This window comes from Thalassovita sp. (genome assembly GCF_965218685.1).
GTDB lineage: Bacteria > Pseudomonadota > Alphaproteobacteria > Rhodobacterales > Rhodobacteraceae > Thalassobius.
The window spans coordinates 3,128,618-3,146,701 of record NZ_OZ244657.1; the positions used below are offsets into that span (position 1 = coordinate 3,128,618).

Below are 18,084 nucleotides of genomic sequence, written 5' to 3' on the forward strand. Positions count from 1 at the left end.
TAAATTCAGGCGTTACTTCTGAGGGAAACCTGTCGCGGAATTACGTCCCGACACTCGGAATTTAATAAAGGAGCGCCCATGAGCCGTACCGACATCCTGTTTCGCCCCGTGGACCTTGGCAAACTGAAGCTGCGCAACCGGATCGCCATGGCGCCGATGACGCGGACCTTCTCGCCCGGGAATGTGCCGAACAGCAAGGTCGTGGATTACTACCGCCGCCGTGCCGAGGGTGGCGTGGGCCTGATCATCACCGAGGGCACCTTTGTCGACCATCCCGCAGCCAGCGGTTATCCCAACGTGCCGGCCTTTTATGGCAAGGACGCGCTGGCCGGCTGGAAACGCGTGGTTGACGCCGTGCATGCGGCGGGCGGCAAGATCGCGCCGCAGCTTTGGCACGTGGGGGCAATCCGGCGCCCCGGCGTGATGCCGGGCGGTGACACGCCCGGTCACAGCCCCAGCGGCATGGCGCGCCCCGGCAAGGTGACAGGCCACGCGATGACCCAAGAGGATATCGACGACGTTATCGCGGCCTTTGCCAAGGCCGCAGCGGATGCCAAGCGCATCGGTTTTGACGCGATCGAAATCCATGGCGCGCATGGCTATCTGATCGACCAGTTCTTTTGGGACGGCACCAATCAGCGCGAGGATGCATATGGTGGCGATCTGGCCGCGCGCTCGAAATTTGCGCTGGAAATTATCCGGGCCTGTCGCGCCGCCGTCGGCCCTGATTTCCCCATCATCCTCCGCTATTCGCAGTGGAAACAGCAAGATTACAGCGCCCGGCTGTGCGAAACGCCCCAGGCACTGGCCGAGTTTCTGCAGCCTCTGGCTGAGGCAGGCGTTGACATCTTCCATTGCTCGACCCGCCGCTTCTGGGAGCCCGAGTTCGAAGGCAGCGACCTGAACCTAGCGGGCTGGACCCGCAAGCTGACCGGCAAACCCAGCATCACCGTGGGCAGTGTCGGTCTGAACGCAGATTTCCTGCCCGATGATGGCACCGCCGATTTCCGCGCCGCTGAAACGGCCAGTATCGACACTTTGCTGGAACGGGTTGAGCGGAACGAGTTCGATCTGGTCGCCGTGGGGCGCGCGTTGATCGCCAACCCCGACTGGGCCAACCAGGTGGCCGCTGGCCAGTTCGACAGCTTGCATGCCTATGAAAAGGACATGCTGCACCAGCTGGTCTAAGGCAAAATCTGCCGCATTTCCTTTCTGCCCCGGCACGTGTATGGCCTTTGCTTGCGCTTCTCTTCTTGCATGCAAAGGCTCCATTTTCATGGCATTTCGCTACGTTCAGAAAGTTCTGTTCAAATACTGCGATCCGGCGGGGATCGTGTTCTTTCCCCGCTATTTCGAGATGATGAACGACTGCGTTGAAACCTTCTTTGAAGAGGGGCTGGACTGGCCGTTCCAACTGCTGCTGCGCACCGACAGCGTGCCCACCGCCAGCATCGAAACGCGGTTCCTGCGCCCCAGCCGTCACGGCGACATGCTGGAGCTGGTGCTGCGCGTGGAAAAGGTGGGGCGGACCTCGATGAGCTATCACATGCAAGCGGAATCCGAGGGCGAAATCCGGTTCGAAACTCGTGCGACGCTGGTGCATGTGGACGGTACGGGCAAGCCTGCCTCGTGGCCCGAAACGGTGCGCGAACGGCTGAAAGACTGGGAAGACTGACCCCTCAGGTCACGGCCGCGCGGGTCTGGTATTTTGGGTCATTCCACAGTTCATCGGTGATGACCTCGGCCAGAATGCGGGCGGCCTGACGGATGTCCTGCTCGTCCAGATACAGCGGCGTGATGCCAAACCGCATGATGTCCGGCGCGCGGAAATCCCCGATCACACCACGATCAATCAAAGCCTGCATGGCCGCGTAACCATCAGGGAACGCAAAGGAAACCTGAGACCCCCTTTGCGCCGGATCTGACGGCGAAACCAGCCGCAACTGCGGGCACAGCTTTTCCACCTCGGTGATGAAAAGCTGCGACAGGTGGATCGAGGCGGCACGCAGCGTGCCCATCTTGACCTCATCCCAAACATCCAGCGCCGCATCCAGAACAGACAGCTGCACCACCGGCGGTGTGCCCACACGCAAACGCTCGGTGGACATGGCGGGGCGATAGAGCGGCTCCATCGCAAAGGGAGCCTTGTGGCCCAGCCATCCGGCCAGAGCGGGTTGCACGCTGTCCACCAGATCGGGGCGCACATAGATAAAGGCCGGCGCGCCCGGCCCACCGTTGAGGTATTTATAGGTGCAGCCCACGGCAAATTCGGCCCCCACGTCCGCCAGTTGTACAGGGACTGCGCCGGCGCTATGCGCCAGATCCCAGATCATCACAGCCCCCGCCTGATGCGCCGCCCGCGTGATGGCCTGCATGTCATGCATCCGTCCCGTCCGATAATCGACCTGGGTCAGCATCACCACGGCCACCTCGGGTGTAATCGCAGCAGCGACGTCTTGCGGTGCGGGTGTGCGCAATTCGTACCCCTGCCCGATCGTCTCGATCAGACCCTGCGCCATATACAGGTCAGATGGGAAATTGCCGTTGTCTGACAGGATCACCCGCCGGTCGGGGCGCATCCGCAGCGCAGCCGCAAGCGCCTGGTAGACCTTGATCGACAGCGTGTCCCCGGTTGCAACCGAGCCCGCCGGCGCCCCGATCAAAGGTGCGATCCGGTCCCCGACGCGGCGCGGCAGCTCCATCCAGCCAGCGCTGTTCCAAGCGCGGATCAGCTGCTGCCCCCATTCCTCGGTGATCACATGCGCGGCCCGCGCAGCCGCCCCTTTGGGCAAAGGCCCCAACGAGTTACCATCCAGATAGATCACCCCCTCGGGCAAATCGAACAGGTCTTTTCTGGGCAGCATCCGCGCGTTCCTTTCGGGTCAGGCTAGGCGGCCATTATCCAGCAGTTGCGCGGTAACGAAAGAGGTTTTTCTTAGCCTGAGATGCCGGTTCTGCGCAGATCATTTAGCGGGCTACGCATTGCCGCGCCTAATAAAGGCCAGGGTGCAGCCCATGGCGATCAGCAGGCCGCCGCAAGACCGTTCGATCCACAAAGCCCCCCGGTCGCTCAGGAATTGCACCGCTTTTGTCCCAAGGCCGGCATAGGCGACCATCACGGCCACGTCGGTCGCGATAAAGACCAGCCCAAGCAAGGCATATTGCTCCAAAAGTGGCGCAGTCGGGTCGATGAACTGTGGCAGGAACGCGGTGAAGAAAACGTACCCTTTGGGGTTCGTCACAGCGACCAGAAAGCTTTTTCGCAATAGCGCCAGTTTACGCCCGGATACGCCCGAGTTCTGCTCGTTTGGTTGTGCTGGAACCACCCCCAACTGCCCCGAGAACCGCAACATTTGCACACCAATCCACAGCAGATAGGCGACCCCGACCCATTTCACGACGTTGAACAAAACCACAGAGGCGGCAAGAACGGCCCCCAGCCCCAGACCCGCCGCTGCGATCACAACGCCGTCGGAAAGCGCCGCGCCCGCGATCCCATAGCCGGCGGCCCGAAGGCCAAACCGCGATCCATTGGACAAGGCCAAAATCACTGTCGGCCCGGGCGTCACCACAACCACCAGCGCCAGCAGGGCGAATGTTGCGAGTGATATCTCCATCATGCCGCCTTTGATCTCAGGGAAAAAATGGCAAGGCCGGTCAGGACCAGAGCGCCCCCACTGGCAATGGTTCTAAGCGTGTTCCAGAACTGCCACGGCGCGGAATAGGCCTGCCATATATCTTGGGCTGCATCGCTGTCCTCTGGCACTGTCACTTGCGCCAGTGCCTCGTTCATCGGAACGTTGACCAATGCTGTGACCAGAAGCGCCCCGACGAAATAAAGCGCCCCACCTGCAAAGAACAAAACCGCGGCCCGCATCAAGTTCTGGTTCGCCGCAATGAACGCGGTCACGGCCAGAATGACGGGTGTCAGAAAGAACGCCGGAAAGAAAACCGGGTTGCGGACCGAGGCGTTCATCGCCTGCATCGCCGTGATCGCGACCTTAGGCTGGGTCGCGTCCAGGCCCCACATGGTCGAACAGATCCAGGCATAGAAGAACCCGAAAATGGCGCCGATGCTCAATAAAGAGAGCATCGACATCGGCATAAGAAGGCGCGCCATCACGCTTGTCCCGCGGATGCGGCCGCATAGGGGGCGGCCTCGCCCTTTTGGCGCAGGGCATTCAGCACGCGGGCCAAGATCACAAGAGCCGCGATCTGGCCAAGAATAACAGCGGGCCAGATCAAGGCGAACTGCGCATCAAAGTATTTCTGCGGCCCGAAGGAAACCAACGCCATCACCGCGGCCATCAGGCTCAGGCCGCGCCCGGCGGCGGTTGCAAGCGGCTGCACGATCATCGCGGACAGCGCAACGGCCACCGAGGCGCCAAGAAACGGGGCGATGCCAAACAAGGGCGTGGCCACCGGCGGATGCGGCCGGATGCCTGCATAAAGCGCCGACAGCATGATCAGTTGCAGCACGATCAGGGTTGCCAGCGCCGCCACGGCGGTACGGTCATTTTGGGTCATATTACTTCTCCTAAAAGCGTATTTGTGATTACGGTTGCACATATCCGTAATATCGGTTACGCCTTCTGTCAACACGGCAGGAAGAAATAAATGCGCGAAGATAAACGATCCATCCGCCAACAGCAGATCGAAGACGCGGCCTATGAAGTGCTGGAGGCCAAAGGCTATGGCGGCACGTCTATGCTGGGCATTGCAAAGCGGGCCCGGGCCTCGAATGAAACGCTGTACAACTGGTACGGCGACAAGCAGGGCCTGTTTCAGGCGCTTGTCACGCGCAATGCAGAAGAGGTGAAAGAGCATCTCAAGGCGGAACTGGAAACCGATCACGACGCGATTTCCATTCTCGGCACGCTTGGCCCCAAGCTGCTTGACCTGCTGACCGGAGACCGGGCCGTTGCGCTGAACCGGGCCGCAGCGGCAGACAGCAGCGGCGAACTTGGCGCGACTCTGTCCAAGGCTGGGCGCGAGGCGGTGTTTCCGCTTCTGGAACAGGTGCTGCTACGCGCCCGCGACGAGGGCGCGCTTACCTTCGACAATACAGCACAGGCAGTGGCGCTTTACCTTGATTTGCTAATCGGCGACCAGCAAATCAGGCGCGTCATCGGCCGCCTGCCCAGCCCGTCAAAAGCCTTTTGCCAGGATCGATCAGAACGCGCGGTCCGCCACCTCTGTCATCTTTTGGGATGAGACAACAATGACGATTGGACCTACTGATATGACGCCCCTCCTCGCCCCTTCATCCTGCCAGACCATGGCCCAGCTTCGCGTTCAGATCGATGCAATCGACGTCGAGCTTATCAACCTGCTGGTTACGCGCAGCCGCTATATCGACCGTGCCGTGGACCTTAAGAAAATCGAAGACCTGCCCGCTCGAACGACGGATCGCGTGGCCGAGGTACTGAACAAAGTCGGCGCAACCGCATCCGAAAAGGGTTTGGACCCGGATCTGGCCCGCAAGCTTTGGGCCGAACTGATCGAATGGTCGATACAGCGCGAAATCAAAGAGCTTGGAGAATGACACCATCCGGAACGGGTCATGGGCCCAAACCGGCAATTCTGACAGAAGCAAACGCCGACCGTCTCCAAGGGAGATCGGGACCAGTGAAGGGCCTGCCTGAACCCAAAGCGAGCGCGCTTTAGGTATCAGCGACGAACGCGTCCTCTTTCCATCAGAATCGTCCACAAACGCCCCTTGGGGGCGCCCTTATCCTCGCAGGTTTACGCGAAGGTTTTCTTTTGCAAACAGTAGGTTGCGACAATTTCGGCAGCGGCGCAACTTGCCAGCAACTGCGCAATCGCAGACGTATTACTTGTAGGTCTGATCCGGGCCGGGAAAGGCGCGGGATTTGACCTCGTCGGCATAGGAGCTGACGGCCTCTTCGATGGCTGGGCCCAGATTGCCGTAGACTTTGACGAATTTCGGGGTCCACTCGTTCAGACCCAGCATATCCTCCAGCACCAGGATCTGACCGTCGCAATCGGCGCTGGCACCGATGCCGATGGTGGGAATGTCGATCTGTTTGGTGATGCGCGCGGCCAGCGGTTCGACCATGCCCTCCAGCACCACGGCAAAGGCGCCAGCCTCGGCCACGGCCTTGGCATCGGCCTCGTGCGCAGGCCAGCTGTCTTCATCGCGACCTTGGGTTTTGAAACCGCCCATCGTGTTGGTCGACTGGGGTGTCAGGCCGATATGCGCCATCACCGGAATGCCGCGTTCCACCAAGAAGCGGATCGTGTCAGCCATGCGCGCCCCGCCCTCGAGTTTGACCGCGCCGCAGTTGGTTTCCTGCATGATCCGTGCCGCGTTGCGAAAGGCAATCTGAGGGCTTTCCTCGTAGGTGCCAAAGGGCATATCCACCACGACCAGAGCGCGCTGCGTGCCGCGCACCACGGCGCGGCCATGCATGATCATCAGGTCCAGAGACACACCCAGCGTGCTGTCCATGCCGTGCATCACCATGCCCAGACTGTCGCCCACCAGAATGAAATCGGCGTATTTGTCCACGATCGCGGCGGTATGCGCGTGATAGCTGGTCAACGAGACGATGGGCTCGCCATTCTTACGGGCCGCGATCTGCGGGGCAGTGATGCGGCGGATTTGGGTCTGAGTGCTCATGCTTGGATAACCCTTTGATCAATCAAAAGAATGTCTGAAAACTGGACCGAGATCATCACGGCCACGGGTTCGGTGATGGGGCCAAAGAGGTTTTCAAGGCTCTCGGCAGAGACGGTATCCAGCCCGGTCAGCGTGGCGCTCGGTTCGGCCTGGATCATGTTGGCGATGGTGTCGCGGATGTCATCCACGGTGGCGCCGGGCTGGCGGGCGGCCACTTCGGCGGCGCTTAGCGCGCGCGACAGCACCACGGCAGCGGCGCGATCCTCGGCCGACAGGCGCACATTGCGCGAGGACATGGCCAGCCCGTCCTTTTCGCGCACGGTGGTGCCGCCGATGATTTCGATTGGGAAATGCAGATCATGCACCATGCGGCGGATTACCTGCAGCTGCTGGTAATCCTTTTCGCCGAACACGGCCACGTCGGGCTGAACGATGTTAAACAGCCGCGCCACGACCGAGGTCACGCCCCGGAAATGCCCCGGCCGCACTTTGCCATGCAGCATATTGGCCAGACGGGTGGTTTCGACGATGGTTTCGTTGCCTTCGGGGTACATGGTGGCCACGTCGGGTAAGAACACGACATCCACGCCCGCGTCGCGCAATAGGGTCAGGTCACGTTCTTCATCGCGGGGATAGGCGTCCAGATCGGCGGCCTCTCCGAATTGCGTCGGGTTGACGAAGATGGACACGACGGTGGCTGGGGCAGCGCCCTGCGCGCGGGATACCAAGGACATGTGTCCCTGATGCAGATACCCCATGGTGGGCACGAATCCGATGGTTTTGCCACTGGCACGCAAGGCCGCGATGGCCGCGCGGGTTTCGGCAACGGTACGGCAGATTTGCATTCTGTCGGGGTCTCCTCACAAAAACACCGTATATCTACGGTATTCGCTGCAGCGCGGCAAGCCCATTTGACCGCGTGGTCGGTTATGTGCCGCTACGTATGCGGACGGATGTCGGTTTCGCGCTATCATGGGTCGGCTGGTAAATGCGCGCCCCGGCGTGATCGGCCAACATCAGGAAAAATCCACGCAACGGAGTCGTCTGCGCAATGAAAACTCATGTCAAAGCTCTGGTCGTCGGCGGTGGGGCCGTCGGCACCTCGATCGCCTATCACCTGGCCCGCGCGGGCTGGTCTGATGTGATGCTGCTGGAACGGGACGAGCTGACCAGCGGCAGTACCTGGCACGCGGCGGGCCTGCTGCCCCTGTTCAACATGAGCTACGCCACGACGCACATCCACAAATACTCGGTCGACTTCTACAAGACATTGGAAGAAGAAACCGGCCTGAACGCAGGCTTTGCCGTGGTCGGAAACCTGCGCATGGCGCAAACCCAAGAGCGCATGGACGAATTCATGCTCTATGCCTCAACCGCAGAAACCTGCGATGTGGCCTATGAATGGCTGACCCCCGAGCAGATCAAGGAGCGCTGGCCTCTAATCGAAACCAGTGATTTGAAAGGCGCGCTGTATCACACCGAGGACGGCTATATTAACCCCGCCGACGTGACCCAAGCGATGGCCAAGGGCGCGCGTCAACGCGGTGTGGAAATCGTGCGCAAGATGCAGGCCGACGCCTTCCATTGGAACGGCACCCACTGGGAGGTAACCTGCACCAAAATGATTGAAAAGGGTGGCAACCTGATCCCTAGCGACGAGCAGGTCGTCATCACCGCTGAACATGTCGTCACTGCTTCAGGAAACCACGCGCAGCGCACCGCAAAATTGCTGGGCATCAAGATGCCCGCCATCCCGGTCGAGCATACGTTCATCGTCATGGACAAGGACCCCGAGCTGGTCAAATGGCGCGCGGCTGGCAACCCTGAACACCCGGTCGTGCGCGACGCGGACAACGAATCCTATGCCCGCGAGGAACGTGGCGGCTGGATTCTGGGGATCTATGAACGCGGTGCGCCGGCGCGGTTCGAACATGGGGTGCCCGACAGTTTCCGCGCCGATCTGTTTCCCTTGGATCTGGACCGGATCGCGGATCAGTATATGGCGATGGCCGAACGGGTACCCTCCTGTGCTGAAAGCGGACTGAAGGACGATTTCAATGGCCCAATTTGTTATACGCCCGACGGTAACCCGTTGGTTGGCCCGGCGCCGGGTCTGCGAAACATGTGGCTGGCCGAAGGGTTCAGCTTTGGGATAACGGCTGCGGGCGGAACGGGATACTATCTGGCTCAGATGATGGTCGAAGGCGAGGCCGAGATCGACATGGCCAGCCTGGACCCCAAACGCTATGGCCCCTGGATGACCACCGAATATGCGGTCACCAAGAACGAGGAATGCTACGAGCACGTCTATATCCTGCACCACCCCGATGAAGAGCGCGAGGCCGCCCGCCCGCTGCGCACCGTGCCCGTCTATGACAAACAAAAGGCACTTGGCGCGCAGTTCGGACAGGTGAACGGATGGGAACGGCCCAATTACTATGGCCCGCTGGATGCGCCCGACAGTTTCGACCACGACGCCCGCAGTTTCCGCCGGGGCGGCTGGTGGCAATATGCCGTGAACGAGGCAAAGGCGATCCGCGAGGGCGTGGGTCTGATCGACGCCTCGGCCTTTACCAAACACGAGGTCAAAGGCCCCGGCGCCACCGCGTTTCTGGACCAGTTCACCACCAACAAACTGCCCAAGGTGGGCCGGATCAACCTGACCTATGCGCTGACCAGCGCGGGCACCACGCGCACCGAATACACCATCGTGCGACGTGGTCAGGATGACTATTACCTCGTCTCGGCTGGGGCCTGGACGGCCTATGACCAGGACTATCTGTTCAAGGCGATCGAGGATTGGAATGCCGCCAACCCCGGCGCCTATGTGGCAGCCCAGGACGTGACCACGCAATGGGGAGTGTTCGCCATTGCCGGCCCCAAATCGCGCGATGTTCTGAACGAGCTGGTCCGCGATGCCGACCCTGAAACCGTGCTGTCGAACAAACGCTTCCCCTGGCTGTCCGAGTGCAAGATCGAGCTGGGCATGTGTCCGGTAAACGCGATCCGCGTGGCCTATACCGGCGAGCTGGGCTGGGAGCTGCACCACCCGATCGAGATGCAGCGCTATTTGTGGGACCAGCTGATGGCGGCAGGCGAAAAGCACGGGATGAAGCTGGTCGGTGCGCGGGCACAAAACTGGCTGCGTCAGGAAAAATCCTATCGCGCCTTCGGCACCGAACTTGGCCGCGATGCGACCCCGGCCGAGGCGGACCTGCCACGCTTTATTGACTTGTCCAAGGATTTCCACGGCAAGGCCGCGATGGAGGCCAAGGGCATTCGTTCAAAATGCTGCACACTGCTGATCGACGGGCCAGAAGATGCCGATCCCTGGGGCCGCGAAGCGCTGTACCTGGAAGACGGCACCAAGGTGGGGCGCCTGACCTCGGGCGGGTATTCGGTGGCATTCGCGAAAAGCATCGGCATGGGTTATGTCCGCCCCGATCTGGCGGTCGAGGGTACCAAGCTGAAGGTCAAGATGTTCGACCAGCTGTGGGATGCCGTCGTGACCTGCGACAGTCCATATGACCCCAAGAACGAGACCATCCGCAAAGACGGTTGATCCAATGGTGCGCCCCTTGCGGGGCGCGCTTTATTTGTCGCCTTGCGCCTTTGGCGCCATGCTCCGGTTGGCGCTTGTGTGCGCGGATGCACAACTCGAGTTCACCGGATGGGATTTGATTTTACCTCGTTCAGGTCCACATTAGGCGCAACGAACAGGAGATCCCTTATGACCTTCAGACCAGTTGCCGCCACCTCGGTTGCTCAGCCCACGATGGAGGGCGCAGGCGTACATTTGCACCGCGTCTTCGGCTTTGACGATCCGACGCTGACCGACCCGTTTTTGATGATGGACGATTTTCGCAACGACGATCCGCGGATGTATTCAAAGGGGTTTCCCTGGCATCCGCATCGCGGGATCGAAACCATCACCTATGTTCTGGAGGGGGAGGTCGAGCACGCGGATTCATTGGGGAACAAGGGCCTTCTGGGACCCGGATCTGTGCAATGGATGACTGCCGGATCGGGGATCGTGCACCAGGAAATGCCCGCGGGAGATACGCTGGGGCGGATGCACGGATTTCAGTTGTGGGCCAACCTGCCCGCGTCGTTGAAGATGACCGCGCCGCGTTACCAGGATATCACGGCCAGTGATATTCCGGTCGAGATTGACGATGATGGCACCGTGGTCAAGGTGATCATCGGCAAGTTCTGGGGCAAGACAGGCCCCGTTGACGGGATCGCTGCTGATCCGATGCTGTTGGATGTTTCGGTGCCTGCAGGCAAGCGCAAGGTGCTGCCTGTGGACACGCGCTCGAACGCGCTGGCCTATGTTTTTGCGGGATCGGGCACGTTCCGCGATGCCTCGGACCCCGTGGGGATCAAGGTTGAGAAAGAATTCCGCGGGCAAGAACTGAACATCCGTGACATGACAGGCAATCGGACGCTGGTACGCTTTGGATCAGGTGATGAGATCACGGTTCAGGCAGGCGACGAGGGCATCCGGTTTCTGCTGATGACCGGCCGCCCCATCCAGGAACCCGTTGCATGGCACGGACCTATCGTGATGAACACCCAGGACGAGCTGCGCCAAGCCTTCCGCGAGCTTCAGAACGGCAGCTTTATCCGCCACGGATGACGCTTACTGACCCAGGGCGATCCCCTCGCGCCTTGGGTCGGCGCCCCCCGTCAAGCCCTGACCGATCTGGATCATTCCCAGCCCCGAGGTCATCGCCCCAACCTTCACCGGATATCCCATGTCTTCAAGCGCTTTGGCCGTGGCTGCCCCACCCTGCCCGTCCTCGACATCATAGCGACCAAAGCGGTTGATCCGGTGCGGCAGGCTGCTGGCTTGCTGCACATCCATGCCCCATTCGGCCCAGGCCAGAATACTGTGCGCGACATAGCCGATGATCAGGCTGCCTCCGGGTGATCCGGTGACCAGAACGGGTTTGCCGTCCTTCATCACAATTGTCGGCGCCATCGAGGAACGCGGACGTTTTCCCGGCGCGACCCGGTTGGCGATGGGCCGCCCGTCGTGGTGGCTGCGAAAGGAAAAATCCGTCAACTCGTTGTTCAGCAAAAAGCCACGCACAAACAAGCGCGAGCCAAAGCCGTTCTCGATCGTGGTGGTCATCGACAAGGCGTTGCCATAGCGGTCCACAATGGAAATATGCGAGGTCGAGGGCAGCTCGAGCGACTGATCCGCAGCCCACAGGCCTGCGTGGTCAAACTCGGGTGCGCCGGGGCCGACCTCAGGCAGGCGTTGATCGTTCAGCAGCGCAGCGCGTGCCCGCAAATAGTCGGCATCCAGCAGACCCTTGGCCGGAACAGGCACGAAATCGCTGTCGGCCATGTAATGCGCCCTGTCTGCAAAGGCCAAGCGGCTGGCATCGCCCAAAATCCGTAGCACCTGTGGATCATCCGGCCCTGCGGACAGGTCATGATGCTGCACCATGCCCAGTATCTGCCCCACGGTCAGCGCCCCCGAGGACGGCGGCCCCATCCCGCAGACCTGAAGCGCGCGATACGCGCCGCAAACGGGCGCGCGTTCCTTGACCTGATAGATCGCCATGTCCAGCAGGCTCAGCACACCCGGATTGCCGGGGGCTGTGCGGACCGTGCGCACGATATCAGCGGCAATCGGGCCACTGTAAAAGCCACCTGCCCCCTGATATACCAGCGTTTTCAACGTCTTGGCATAGTCTGCATTGGTCAGGACCTGACCGGCCTGCACCGGGTTTCCGCCGGGCAGGAAATACGCAGCTGTCGCAGGAAATCGTGCCAGACGGTCTGCATCCCGCGCGACCGAGGCCGCCATGCGCGGTGATACCTCGAACCCCTGTTCGGACAGGGTGATCGCCTCGTCAAACAGGCTGTCCCAGGGCTGATTGCCCCAGCGGGTGTGCAGTTCCTGCAGCAGCGCGGGCGTGCCCGGGGTGCCAACCGAGCGCCCCCCGACCACCGCGTCAAAGAATTTCAGCGGGGCACCATTTTCGTCTTGAAACAAGCGCGGTGTGACCTCGAGCGGGGCGGTTTCGCGCCCGTCAAGCGTGGTCAGCTGACCGCTGGCCGCGTCATACCAGACCACGAAAGCGCCGCCTCCCAGTCCCGAGGATTGCGGCTCGACCAGCCCCAGAACCAGTTGCACGGCAATGGCGGCATCCGCGGCGGTTCCGCCCGCTTGCAGAACCTGCGCCCCAGCCCGCGTGGCATAGGGATTGGCGGCGACGATCATCCATTCGTCTGCGGTGACGGGAACCCCATTGGCCTTGGCCTGCTGAGCGGCCGCGACCGCCTGATCCAGGGCTTGCTCTCCTGCTCCGCCAAGTTCGGGCAACACGCTGTCCGCCGCCTGTTCGGCGACGGCTGCGCTGGCGAAACACAGGCCCAGAACGAAGGCCGAGATATGGCGTAGCATCACGCGCTCCTTTCCCGGCCTTGCGCCGGTATTACAACATGGCGGGGACGACCTGATCGGGCGGACGGTGACCGTCAGCGAAGGTCTTGATGTTGATGATGACTTTTTCGCCCATTTCCATGCGGCCTTCGACCGTGGCCGAGCCCATGTGCGGCAGCATCACAACGTTATCCAACTCGCGCAGTTTGGGATTGGCCTCGGCGCCGCGCTCGTAGACATCCAGACCGGCGCCGGCGATATCACCTGTGGCCAGCATCCGGGTCAGCGCGTTCTCGTCGATCACCTCTCCGCGCGAGGTGTTCACGATCACCGCGCTGGGTTTCATCAGCTTCAGACGCCGCGCATTCATCAAATGGAAGGTCGAAGGCGTGTGCGGGCAGTTGACCGAGATCACGTCCATCCGCGCCACCATCTGATCCAGACTTTCCCAATAGGTCGCCTCCAGGGGCTGCTCGATCTCGGGACGCAGGCGGCGACGGTTGTGATAATGGATTTGCATGCCAAAGGCGCGGGCACGGCGAGCAACGGCCTGACCGATGCGGCCCATGCCCAGAATGCCCAGACGGCGGCCTCCGATACGACCACCAAGAAATGCCGTCGGCGACCAGCCGTTCCATTCGCCCGAGCTCATGGCGCTCAGACCGCGCGGGATACCGCGTGTCACACCAAGGATCAGCGCCATGGTCATGTCTGCGGTGTCATCGGTGACCACACCGGGGGTGTTGGACACAAGAATGCCGCGCTGGCGGGCTGTATTCACATCAATATGGTCAAAACCCGCGCCATAGTTGGCGATCAGCTTCAGACGCTCGCCGGCCTGTCCGATCAGACCGGCATCGATGTCGTCGGTCAGAGTTGGCACCAGCACATCGCAGTCCTGAATGGCCTCGATCAATTCGGCCCGCGTCATCGGCGTGTCGTCTTCACGCAGCTTGACGTCGAACAATTCCATCAGCCGCGTTTCCACCACTTCCGGCAAGCGTCGCGTAACGACAACACTCAGGCGCTCAGATGGCATCAGGGTCCTCCCATTTCTTTTCAACTGCGCGTTTTGATGTCAGAGTGGCGGATGTATCGCCGAGGCACAAGAACCCCCGGCATAATAAGGCGCGAAAAAATAATTGCGCATGACAGGCAAAAAACAGGTGACAGCGATGAGAGCGACGCTCTTCGTGACTGCAATCGGCGGTATTTTCCTTGCATCACTGGCCGCAGCGGCCCCGCAAGAACGTGGGAAAGTCACCAACCTGCCTATTCCGCGCTATGTCTCGATCAAGGCCAGCGAGGCGAACGTGCGCCGCGGCCCCGGCCTCACGCACCGTATCGACTGGATTTTCAAGCGCCGCGACATGCCGGTCGAGATTACCGCCGAATATGAACACTGGCGCCGCGTGCGCGACCGCGACGGCGCCAGCGGCTGGGTGCACTATTCTTTGCTGTCGGGTATGCGCACGGTCATCGTAGACCAGGACCTGCTCGAGTTGCGCGCCCGCCCCGACGCGGCTGCACCGATCAAAGCGCGCCTTGAAATGGGCGTCATCGCCCGGCTCGAGGATTGCGGCCCCGACTGGTGTCGCCTTTCCACCGGAGGCTTCCGCGGCTGGTCCCCCAAGGGGGCCCTGTGGGGCGTCGCCCCCGACGAAATCCGCGACTAAACCCAAGCCTGCAAAGCCCCAACCCACGCCAGAATCCCGCGTGAATAAAATGACAATATTTTCGTCATTTGGGGCTTGCGCCCGCCAAATCATCGCATTATTTACGCCCTCACCGTTGGGGTGTAGCCAAGTGGTAAGGCAACTGTTTTTGGTACAGTGTACCGTAGGTTCGAATCCTACCACCCCAGCCATTCACTTCCATGTTTTCAGACGTTGAAAGCTCACTGCGATATTGTCGCGTGTTTTCGGGCGTTTGGCAGACAGGGATTTCAGCAGAGACGCAGACAAGAGCACGAACTGGGCCGATTTCGAGCCGCAGTCTCTGTATGCGATTCCGGCGGTACGAGTTTGGAATGTGGAACTTCAGACAGTGGCGAACTGTGCGCGCTGCGGACAAGGTCGTCGGATAGGGTAAGAGCAGGCATGGGAAGGGTCCTTTCGTTAAAGGGGGGATCAGGTGGTTTCTAACCGCGCAGAGGGGCGCGGATCGGGCTTGGCGCGGGCATAGTCCGGGTCGCGTGCTGACCCGCCCAGACAGAAGCCAGAACGATGACTGCACCCAAGCCCTGCAGGGGCGAAAGCGATTGCCCCAGAACCACCCAGCCCAGAAAAACTGCAGTCATCGGACTCATCATGCCCAGCATGGCGACGGCGCCGGGTTCGATCCGGGCCACCCCTCGAAACCAGAGCGCATAGGTCGCCGCCGCGCCGATAAGGCCAAGCCAGATCAGTCCAGCCAGATTGGTCGCCGTCAGCGGTGGCAGGGGCGGTTCTATGGCCAGAGCGAGCGGCAACAGGACAAGACCTCCTGCGGTCAACTGCCACGCGGTGAAGCTCAGCGCCGAAACGGGGGGCTGCCACTTCCGGCTGAGCACGGTTCCCGCCGCCATGGAGGCGGCCCCGCCCAGACCTGCTGCGATACCGATGGGATCAAGCGCGGCCTCGGGACCGATCACCAACAGCGCCACGCCAAGGGCGCCCACAGCTGCCGCAGCGACCGCGCCTGCCCGGATCGGTGTGCCGAGCCAGCCGCGCGCCATGAAAATGACCATCATCGCCTGCAGCGATCCAAGTGTTGCCGCGACGCCCCCCGGCAGTCGATAGGCAGCCACGAACAAAAGCACCCAGAACAGGGCGAAGTTGAAGCTGCCGAGCACGAAGGTGCGGCCCAGCCATGCGCGCGGTGGCAGGCATCGCGTGAAGGCCAGCAGAAACAGCCCGGCAGGCAGCGCGCGCAGCGCCGCAAGGGTTACCGGGTAGCCCTCTGGCAAGGTCTCGGTTGTGACCAGATAGGTGCTGCCCCAGATTGCAGGCGCAAGTGAGGTAAGAAAGATATCGGTTCTTCTCGACATATGTGTAATCCCGTTACTGAAGGGGCGAAAAGGCGGCGCAAGCGTCAATCGCCGTCGTCATGCCTGACAACATTGAAAACCTCGGCCTGCGTGGGCGGGGTGAAGTGGCTGGAAAACTGACGGAACTGGGCTTCTGTTGCCGTGAACGGGTGGTCGCCCTGATGGTTCCGGTCTCGCAACCGCGACAGGCAGACTTCGTCCGATACATCGAGCAGGTGAAGTTGATGAAAGGCCGTCGTGCCCTCGAGGATGCGACGCATCCAACAGCGTTGCACGGGCGTGTTCGCCGGGAAGTCGAGGACGACCGAGAGTCCCGAGTTCAGCAAAGCGCCAACATGAGGGGCCATGATCCGCCGCAGCTTGGTGGAACATCGGGCATAATCGGTCAGAGAAACCAGTTCGTCGGCAAAGAGCGCCTTCAGCCAGTCGTCCTCGGCGATCAGGACAGTCCCGGGCGCACCTGCAAGCCTGGCCGCCAGAGTGGATTTTCCTGCGGCGATCTTACCGCATATCAGGTGAAGTGTCGGGGGGCTATCGGGCATGATGGACCTCGGATCCGTTGGTTTACCAGAGCGGATAGATGGGCAGACGCGGGGTGCCCAACCGGGGGGCAAGGCCGACGTCCCGCATCATATGGGGCGAAAGATCTGGCAGGGTGCCAGGTGATTTTCGGCGACGGGGGCGCTTGCTTGTGAGGCGTAACAGGAATGTCATGACGTTTCCTTTCAGGCGACAAGGCGCAGGGCGGCACGGAGCTGTGCGGCCAGATCCTCTCGCGGCCCGCTGATCAGGCGCGCACCCGTTTCGCGTACGATGAGCATGGGCACGGAGCGGACCTGTAGCACGCGGGCCTGTTGCCGGTCGGCGTCGACGGCCCGTGCCGTCTCCGGAGCGTCGAACGCCTCGCGAAAACCCGCGTCTTCGAACCCAAGATTGCGAGCCACCGCCAGAATGGTGTCGCGGTCGGCAATGTTGCGCGCCTCGCCCAGATGAGCCCGTTGGAGATGATCGAACATGTCCCAGTGCGCCTTTTGCCCGCCCATCCGTTCGGCAGCCTTGCAGCCAAGGGCGGCGATCATCCCGTGGGGATAATCAAAGGGCGCGGCGCGCATGGCGTCGATATCGACGCGTTCGGGCTGATCGCTGGCCTGCCGACAGACCGTCCAATGCCCGAGGATGGTCTCGCGGGCCTCTTCGGGCGTGCCCCAGCGGTCGGCCATCTCGGCTGGGCTGGCCTGCAGGACGAAGGTGCGGTGCCGAATGCCGAGGTCGAACTCCTCTGCCAGTTGCCGCATACGCGACGAGATGTTGAAGCACCAACAGCAGACGACGTCGTGAAAGAAATCAATGGTAAGGGACGCCATCACGCGGCCTCCTCTTGTTGATTTGCCCCTGCCAGACGCGCGGCGATCCGGGCGACATGCGCCCCCTGAAAACGCGCCCCGGCAAGGTCGGTCTCGGAGGGGGCGCGCGACCCGTCGGCCCCGGCAATCGTGCCCGCGCCATAGGGGGCGCCGCCGACGATTTCCTCGCCCGTCTTCTGACCGGCAAAGGTGTAGGGCATGCCCGCGATCAGCATTCCGAAATGCTGCAGCGGGATCTGGGTGGACAGCAGCGTCGCCTCATGACCACCATGCTGCGAGCCGGTGGAGGCGAAGACGCCCGCGACCTTGCCGACCAGCGCATTCCGCGCCCACAGGCCGCCAGCCTGATCGAGGAAAGACTTCATCTGACCGGCCATCATGCCGAACAGCGTCGGGGTGCCGAAAATGATTGCGTCATAGCCTTCCAGATCGGTGGTAGACGCAACCGGGGTCTCGTCCGGCAAGAACCCGGCTTTTTGCCGGATCTCCGCAGGGACGGTTTCGGGTACGCGCCGCACGTCAACATGGGTGCCGGGTACCGAACGTGCACCTTCGGCCTCGGCCTCGGCAAGGGCGCGGACATGGCCGTAGCTGGAATAATAAAGAACAAGAACACGGGTCATGGGATCCTCTCAAGTGTGCGGGTTTC

At 61.6% G+C, this 18,084-nt stretch carries 19 protein-coding genes and 1 tRNA gene; 8 read left to right on the forward strand and 12 right to left on the reverse strand.

The genetic code is table 11. The features are described 5' to 3' along the window. The first annotated feature begins 78 nt into the window (after positions 1 to 78). Positions 79 to 1,188, forward strand: a complete 1,110-nt coding sequence (locus ACOQOQ_RS15485; protein WP_420567882.1) for an NADH:flavin oxidoreductase — start codon at positions 79 to 81, stop codon at positions 1,186 to 1,188. Between the two features lie 88 nt (positions 1,189 to 1,276). Continuing rightward, positions 1,277 to 1,675: an acyl-CoA thioesterase gene (locus ACOQOQ_RS15490; protein WP_420567883.1), complete on the forward strand. Its 399-nt coding sequence runs from the start codon at positions 1,277 to 1,279 to the stop codon at positions 1,673 to 1,675. A 4-nt stretch (positions 1,676 to 1,679) separates the two neighbouring features. Here the strand turns inward: ACOQOQ_RS15490 and kynU are convergent, their stop codons facing one another. The 4 genes from kynU to ACOQOQ_RS15510 form a co-directional block, all read right to left on the reverse strand. Further along, complete coding sequence (kynU, locus tag ACOQOQ_RS15495) at positions 1,680 to 2,864, reverse strand: kynureninase (protein ID WP_420567884.1); 1,185 nt, start codon at positions 2,862 to 2,864, stop codon at positions 1,680 to 1,682. A gap of 111 nt (positions 2,865 to 2,975) precedes the next feature. Beyond that, the gene (locus tag ACOQOQ_RS15500) at positions 2,976 to 3,617 is read right to left on the reverse strand and encodes a LysE family translocator (protein ID WP_420567885.1); all 642 of its coding nucleotides are present in this window, start codon (positions 3,615 to 3,617) and stop codon (positions 2,976 to 2,978) included. Further along, positions 3,617 to 4,120, reverse strand: a complete 504-nt coding sequence (locus ACOQOQ_RS15505; protein ID WP_420567886.1) for a DUF1772 domain-containing protein — start codon at positions 4,118 to 4,120, stop codon at positions 3,617 to 3,619. The genes ACOQOQ_RS15500 and ACOQOQ_RS15505 overlap by 1 nt, the downstream gene beginning before the upstream one ends. Continuing rightward, positions 4,120 to 4,527 carry a hypothetical protein gene (locus ACOQOQ_RS15510; protein ID WP_420567887.1) on the reverse strand — a complete coding sequence of 136 codons (408 nt, stop codon included), beginning with the start codon at positions 4,525 to 4,527 and terminating at the stop codon, positions 4,120 to 4,122. The genes ACOQOQ_RS15505 and ACOQOQ_RS15510 overlap by 1 nt, the downstream gene beginning before the upstream one ends. A gap of 90 nt (positions 4,528 to 4,617) precedes the next feature. On the opposite strand from ACOQOQ_RS15510, the gene ACOQOQ_RS15515 reads away from it, so the two are divergent. Together ACOQOQ_RS15515 and ACOQOQ_RS15520 are read left to right on the forward strand one after the other, a co-directional pair. Beyond that, a complete protein-coding gene (locus ACOQOQ_RS15515) occupies positions 4,618 to 5,214 on the forward strand; it encodes a TetR/AcrR family transcriptional regulator (protein WP_420567888.1) in 597 nt (198 codons plus the stop codon). A 7-nt stretch (positions 5,215 to 5,221) separates the two neighbouring features. Further along, on the forward strand, positions 5,222 to 5,545 hold the full coding sequence (locus ACOQOQ_RS15520; protein WP_420567889.1) for a chorismate mutase: 324 nt from the start codon (positions 5,222 to 5,224) through the stop codon (positions 5,543 to 5,545). Positions 5,546 to 5,833: 288 nt separating this feature from the next. On the opposite strand, the gene panB is transcribed toward ACOQOQ_RS15520, so the two are convergent. Together panB and panC are read right to left on the reverse strand one after the other, a co-directional pair. Beyond that, entirely contained in the window at positions 5,834 to 6,643 is an 810-nt protein-coding gene (gene panB, locus ACOQOQ_RS15525) for a 3-methyl-2-oxobutanoate hydroxymethyltransferase (RefSeq protein ID WP_420567890.1), read from the reverse strand. Beyond that, complete coding sequence (panC, locus tag ACOQOQ_RS15530; RefSeq protein ID WP_420567891.1) at positions 6,640 to 7,488, reverse strand: pantoate--beta-alanine ligase; 849 nt, start codon at positions 7,486 to 7,488, stop codon at positions 6,640 to 6,642. Before panC ends, panB begins: the two co-directional genes overlap by 4 nt. Before the next feature lie 206 nt (positions 7,489 to 7,694). On the opposite strand from panC, the gene ACOQOQ_RS15535 reads away from it, so the two are divergent. Both ACOQOQ_RS15535 and ACOQOQ_RS15540 read left to right on the forward strand, forming a co-directional pair. Further along, positions 7,695 to 10,205 (forward strand): GcvT family protein, encoded by a 2,511-nt coding sequence (locus ACOQOQ_RS15535; RefSeq protein ID WP_420567892.1) that lies wholly within the window; start codon positions 7,695 to 7,697, stop codon positions 10,203 to 10,205. Positions 10,206 to 10,373: 168 nt separating this feature from the next. Further along, positions 10,374 to 11,282 carry a pirin family protein gene (locus ACOQOQ_RS15540; RefSeq protein WP_420567893.1) on the forward strand — a complete coding sequence of 303 codons (909 nt, stop codon included), beginning with the start codon at positions 10,374 to 10,376 and terminating at the stop codon, positions 11,280 to 11,282. Positions 11,283 to 11,285: 3 nt separating this feature from the next. On the opposite strand, the gene ggt is transcribed toward ACOQOQ_RS15540, so the two are convergent. Beyond that, positions 11,286 to 13,064 carry a gamma-glutamyltransferase gene (gene ggt, locus ACOQOQ_RS15545; protein ID WP_420567894.1) on the reverse strand — a complete coding sequence of 593 codons (1,779 nt, stop codon included), beginning with the start codon at positions 13,062 to 13,064 and terminating at the stop codon, positions 11,286 to 11,288. 31 nt (positions 13,065 to 13,095) lie between these two features. After that, complete coding sequence (locus tag ACOQOQ_RS15550) at positions 13,096 to 14,082, reverse strand: 2-hydroxyacid dehydrogenase (protein WP_420567895.1); 987 nt, start codon at positions 14,080 to 14,082, stop codon at positions 13,096 to 13,098. A 136-nt stretch (positions 14,083 to 14,218) separates the two neighbouring features. Here ACOQOQ_RS15550 and ACOQOQ_RS15555 point away from each other — a divergent pair, with 136 nt between their 5' ends. Both ACOQOQ_RS15555 and ACOQOQ_RS15560 read left to right on the forward strand, forming a co-directional pair. After that, positions 14,219 to 14,719, forward strand: coding sequence for an SH3 domain-containing protein (locus ACOQOQ_RS15555; protein ID WP_420567896.1), 501 nt, complete (start codon positions 14,219 to 14,221; stop codon positions 14,717 to 14,719). A gap of 116 nt (positions 14,720 to 14,835) precedes the next feature. Then, positions 14,836 to 14,910 (forward strand) — tRNA-Gln (locus tag ACOQOQ_RS15560). A 273-nt stretch (positions 14,911 to 15,183) separates the two neighbouring features. On the opposite strand, the gene ACOQOQ_RS15565 is transcribed toward ACOQOQ_RS15560, so the two are convergent. The 4 genes from ACOQOQ_RS15565 to wrbA all read right to left on the reverse strand — a co-directional run bounded on the left by ACOQOQ_RS15565 (position 15,184) and on the right by wrbA (position 18,058). Then, positions 15,184 to 16,071: an EamA family transporter gene (locus tag ACOQOQ_RS15565; RefSeq protein WP_420567897.1), complete on the reverse strand. Its 888-nt coding sequence runs from the start codon at positions 16,069 to 16,071 to the stop codon at positions 15,184 to 15,186. A gap of 44 nt (positions 16,072 to 16,115) precedes the next feature. Further along, positions 16,116 to 16,613: an AAA family ATPase gene (locus tag ACOQOQ_RS15570; RefSeq protein ID WP_420567898.1), complete on the reverse strand. Its 498-nt coding sequence runs from the start codon at positions 16,611 to 16,613 to the stop codon at positions 16,116 to 16,118. Positions 16,614 to 16,796: 183 nt separating this feature from the next. Beyond that, entirely contained in the window at positions 16,797 to 17,435 is a 639-nt protein-coding gene (locus ACOQOQ_RS15575) for a DsbA family oxidoreductase (protein WP_420567899.1), read from the reverse strand. Then, on the reverse strand, positions 17,435 to 18,058 hold the full coding sequence (wrbA, locus tag ACOQOQ_RS15580; protein WP_420567900.1) for an NAD(P)H:quinone oxidoreductase: 624 nt from the start codon (positions 18,056 to 18,058) through the stop codon (positions 17,435 to 17,437). The genes ACOQOQ_RS15575 and wrbA overlap by 1 nt, the downstream gene beginning before the upstream one ends. Positions 18,059 to 18,084 lie beyond the last annotated feature (26 nt).